Origin of the sequence: Borrelia persica No12 (genome assembly GCF_000500045.1) — a bacterium.
In the GTDB taxonomy this organism is placed as follows: Bacteria; Spirochaetota; Spirochaetia; order Borreliales; family Borreliaceae; genus Borrelia; species Borrelia persica.
Genome location: NZ_AYOT01000079.1, coordinates 1 through 3,797, shown reverse-complemented (window position 1 = coordinate 3,797; position 3,797 = coordinate 1). Strand labels below are relative to the sequence as shown.

Below are 3,797 nucleotides of genomic sequence, written 5' to 3'. Positions count from 1 at the left end.
AAATGCACACATGATAAATGAATGCTTAATAAAAAATATATTGAAATAACTTAATCTCACAAAAAACATCTTCCCTGTATGCCCCCCAATAAAAAACAAGAAAAGTGTTTCGCTTAAACTTCTTTATTTTTTTTACTAATTTTTATCTATAATTATCTATTATTGTCTACTAATTGTTGATTCTCCTACTTATCTTCTTATTTAATTGTTGATAGTGTTTCATTTACCTTCTTTCCCCCACTATCAACAGTATTTCTTATTGCTATTATTAAAGTACTAAATGCCCTACTTACTGCACTTAATGCTATACCTTTTAGATACATCAACCTCAACATTCTTATCATCAGTATCCTTTACAATAAACTTACCACCCTAGCTATCAATCTTAATGTTATATCTCCCTTATAACAGCTAAGTCCTTTTAGTTTTGCTCGAAACTCCTTATAGCCTATTTCCTAGCCTGCCTAAAAATCCAAACCTCACTGCTAACAATTTAAACGAAATCACAATAATTCACAGAACATCACCGCCAACCACAACCCAGATTCATTGTTACACCCCCACTTATTGCTTTAGCCAACTCAACCTATTGACTTAACCAAAATTTCAACTTCATTTACTTTCACTATCTTGAACCAACTCTATTACTTTGCATTGATCATCAAGATTTTTTTCCATGTTTTGTTAGCCAAACAAATTACCTGCATCAACATTAAGCAGCAATCTTTGTTTCTTTCTTATAATTAAACCGCTATCTTTTAAATCTGACAAATACTTCCTTATTCTATAATGAGATAACTTGGTATCTTGATTCATTTGTCTCAATGACTTTATAGTACGATTGTCATCTTCCAAATTAGATGCAATAAATTCAAGAGATTTGTCAAATACTTTAGATACCTTTTTATCTCGCAAATTAACACTTCGTATACTTTTTCGCAACTTAGGTTTTAAACTGCTCTTATTACAATCAATACCACCACATAAAAACATCGATTTTTCTGCATAAAACTTATGATAAGCATTTTGTATAATACAGAACACCATTGCTAAAAATATATCAAGACAAATAGACAATAATAATAACGCATAAACAAAAATTATATTAAGATAATCATCTTTAGCAATAACAACAGATGTTCCATTCAACACATTTGCAGCCTTAAATCGATTGTTATTGATAGCCGTTGTTTCAATCAAATTACTAAGCCTGAAACGCAAATCTTTTAAAGAATTTAAATATTCATCCCTTTGATTAAACAAAGCCTTATTCTCTGTTTTTGCATTTTCAATTTCTCTCAAATAATCTTGCTTCATAGTTTTATAGGTATAGTCCAAATTCAAATGCTTATTCTTAGCATATTCTATTCGATCATTATTATTCTTTATCTTAACATCAATACTAGTGATTTCACTCTCTATTATCCGTTCTTTATCAGAAAGTAATTTACGAACACCTTCTTCTTGCTCACTTTGACTTTTTTTAATACTCAAAACAGTGTCCCTAATAGTATCCTCAAACATTAGACTAAAAAAACTCTCAAAACTCATCCACGAACTCACAGATTGAGTTACAAGTCCTATCACTAACAATACAAATATTGCGATTTTTTCTAAATACACAAACACTGAAGCTTTTACAAAACCCTCAACTACACGCTTTCTTAGCAAATACAAAAAATACAATAATATTGACGATGGTACTATTATAATGACTATTGTAAATGGTAATGTAAAATATAATTTGGAATGGTTACCAACATTGTAACTAACAATCCCTCTATGAGAATGCAAAACATTAAAGAAAAATAAAAATAAAGCAAACATTATTAACCAAATGTTGCGAACAAAAAATTCAAAATTAAGTCTCCAAGATTCTACAATACTAAATTCAACATTTATATCTTTTTTATCATATTTATTTATCATCAAAGACCTCTCTCCAATTATATTACTATATAATCAACAAATCTCACATACTCTCTACAACTTTGTGATGAAAACAATCAACTTGACATTATAATAACTTAACATAAGTTATTATATCTACATTAAATTACAACATACCTCAATCTTTACCTAAAATCACAAATACTTGCACTACAAAATATGAAACAAAAAATAGCAAATATAGAGACAAACATCAAAGTAAACTAACTACCCCCCCCTTAAGTTTCAGCCTAATATAATTTCAATCAAAATCAATTGAAGTTAGACTTAAGTTAGATCACTCCTAACTTTATCTATCTTAACGCCAAGTTTACTTACACTAACATCACAAATTAGTATATTTCTTCATTAAGACCAATCTAAACTCCATCTATCCTTACACTAAATCTGATCTCAATTGTATCTATCTTCTAATTCACATCAATTTGATATATACTCATATTATCATCTAAATAGAAAAACTTATATAACATTTATAACATTCTATTCTAAATAGAAATTAAACCTTTTTTCAAAAACATAATAACTAATAATATATTCATCAAATGTTATCACTATTATGATAATCCATGATAATCTTTTGACTATCCACAAACTTAACTGAATTATTAGATATTTAAATATTTGTCTATCAACTACTTATACTTCTACTACAATATTTATATTCAATTCTTTATACTCTATCTAATGACAAAATAATACAAAAAGAATAAGACCAGTAACCTAAATTACTGGCATTATTCAGAAATTTACACAGTCAAAGATAATAAAAAAGTCTATAATACCAATCTTTTACTTTATTTCTATAAGGTGTAAAAAATTGCATATAAAAAAATCACCTCGACCTCAAACCTAGTCAAGAGTGAAATTTTTGTATATAATAAAACATATAAATGTCCAAAGCTTCTTTTTAAGAAAAAAGAAAATCTAAACTTTGGATTACAAAAAAACCCATGTTAAGTATAGCAAAAGATAATAAGAATTTCAAATATCAAGACCCAAAAGGTCAAATAAATGCAATATTAAAAAGCCTTGTAGAACTAAATATTTATAAAAATCCCCATAATACTCAAACAATACGAATGTCCTATGTTAAATTGCAAATAAATAAAATGCTTAAACGATACAACAGATTACTCAAAGTTTACTGGACAATAAATACTAAAAATACAAATTACAAACAATCAAAGGGAATCGAAGAATATTCAGCAAGTGATATCCAAAACATAGTACTTAAACTACTAGAAAATGATCATGCAAAAAAAGTATGTAAACGCACTCTAGAATTAGATATAAAGTTACTAAACAATCTAAATTTAATAAAATCTAAAATTATAAGATTTGGTAAAGGCAAAGGAAGTGTTGCTTATTATGTGCAAAACATGGAACTAATGCCTACTCATAAAGAAGCAATATTAGAATATCTAACACAACTTCTAAAAGACAATTTAAAAGATAAATTCATTATTGGAAATTTTGATTTTAATGAGCTTTTTGATAACGAACCCCAAAATATAAATTCGCAAAATACAAAACTCATAAAAGAAAAAATAGAATCAAAAAACAACGAACAACTTCATAAAAATCGCATGAGTATAATTTCGCATGTGCAAGATTCGGATGATATTAATAAAGCTAATATAAGCAATAAAAAAGAAAAGAATTCTAAAGAGAACTCAGAAATGCTTTTGAAAAAGGAAGATTTTTATAAAAAAAAGAAAAGAGATTGTAAAATAACAAGAAAAGACGTTGAGACAAGACTGCTATCTGACTATAAAATTAGCGAAAAGTATGTGAAGCAAATAAAAGAGCTAAGTAACAACGATTCGACATACATAAATGCTCTG

2 protein-coding genes and 1 pseudogene are annotated in these 3,797 nt (G+C 27.2%); 1 reads left to right on the top strand and 2 read right to left on the bottom strand.

Annotated features, from left to right (window positions below):
• Positions 1-197: 197 nt before the first annotated feature.
• Positions 198-305, bottom strand: a pseudogene (locus tag U881_RS13685) (variable large family protein); the annotation flags it as partial.
• A 379-nt stretch (positions 306-684) separates the two neighbouring features.
• Entirely contained in the window at positions 685-1,929 is a 1,245-nt protein-coding gene (locus U881_RS0101495) for a hypothetical protein (protein WP_024653019.1), read from the bottom strand.
• A 974-nt stretch (positions 1,930-2,903) separates the two neighbouring features.
• On the opposite strand from U881_RS0101495, the gene U881_RS0101490 reads away from it, so the two are divergent.
• On the top strand, positions 2,904-3,797 hold an 894-nt coding region (locus U881_RS0101490), incomplete at its 3' end, for a plasmid maintenance protein (protein WP_024653018.1).

Excerpts from the sequence above, each read along its gene's own strand:
- U881_RS0101495 (WP_024653019.1), bottom strand. The coding sequence starts at position 1,929 with ATGATAAATAAATATGATAAAAAAGATATAAATGTTGAATTTAGTATT.